Consider the following 1,052-nt stretch of genomic DNA (forward strand, 5'->3'; position numbering starts at 1 on the left):
CCCTTGTAGGCCACGAAGGCGTGCCCGAACTCGTGCAGGGTCAGCGACAGCGCCCACCCGCCGATGATCAGCAGGAACATGCCGAGGGTCGGAAGGACCGGACGTTCGAGGTTTTCGTCGAACGTCAGCGTGGTGGTCAGCGCGCCTCCGGCCACCGTGACGGCGAGGATGACGTAGAAGAGCAAGCTTGGGCGAACGACTGAGCGTTGCACGGGTTCGATGTGTCCTCTCCGTTCATGGCTGGTTGCGAAGTCTGGCGCAACCGGTGCAAACCGGTCGAGGTCTTCTCGGCGTGTCCACTTGCGCAAGCGGTCCCAAGTATCCCCCAACATTGCTACTCCGCTTGACCCGGCCGCACTACACAGGTGTAATCACATTGATGTCATTCGGCTGTCTTAAAAGGGGGGCAGTCGGGGCATCCAGTACCGCCGGCCCTGGGAGTGCGTGGAAGCGAGGAGGCGGACGTGCGGTTGGATACGACTGGAAGAGAATGGGGGAACGTCATGGAGTGGGGTGGACACCCGGACGACGATCTGGGTGTGCTCACCGAGCTCTTCGACGTGACAGACGAGCAGGATTGGCAGGAGCGCGCTCTGTGCGCTCAGACCGATCCGGAGGCGTTCTTCCCGGAGAAGGGGGGCTCGACCCGGGAAGCGAAGCGGATCTGTCAGGTGTGCGAGGTCAGGGACGACTGCCTCGAATACGCCCTGGCTCACGACGAGCGGTTCGGCATCTGGGGCGGCCTCTCCGAACGGGAGCGGAGGAAGCTGAAGAAGCGCGCCGTGTGACCCGAGTCGGTGTGCGCTCGTTAGAGTAGGCGTCCTTGATCATCTCTGTACGCGGAGTGGCACTTGCCGTGCACGATCGTCGCCTCACCGATCCTTTCTGCGCTGTGGTCGGCGCTGTCCGGGCTCGCTGGTCATCGCTTTGAACGGTGGGTCGGCCGACCCGGTTCTCGGGCGGGCCACCGGTCTGGTGCGTCGAGCATTCTGGCCGATACCCGTGTCGAGGTCGAACATGCCGCGATCAACGGCGTGTTGCCGGGGACGCGT

General features: G+C 63.9%; 2 protein-coding genes and 1 pseudogene. 2 read left to right on the top strand and 1 reads right to left on the bottom strand.

The window, feature by feature from the left end:
- Positions 1-212 (bottom strand): annotated as a pseudogene (locus KR227_RS10690) (hypothetical protein); the annotation flags it as partial.
- Between the two features lie 291 nt (positions 213-503).
- Between KR227_RS10690 and KR227_RS10695 the strand changes: the two are divergent.
- Together KR227_RS10695 and KR227_RS10700 are read left to right on the top strand one after the other, a co-directional pair.
- A complete protein-coding gene (locus KR227_RS10695; RefSeq protein WP_005447937.1) occupies positions 504-788 on the top strand; it encodes a WhiB family transcriptional regulator in 285 nt (94 codons plus the stop codon).
- Positions 789-851: 63 nt separating this feature from the next.
- On the top strand, positions 852-1,052 hold a 201-nt coding region (locus tag KR227_RS10700), incomplete at its 3' end, for a hypothetical protein (protein ID WP_218365319.1).

The sequence above is a fragment of the Corynebacterium sp. TAE3-ERU30 genome, from assembly GCF_019209925.1.
GTDB classification, from domain to species: domain Bacteria; phylum Actinomycetota; class Actinomycetes; order Mycobacteriales; family Mycobacteriaceae; genus Corynebacterium; species Corynebacterium megadyptis.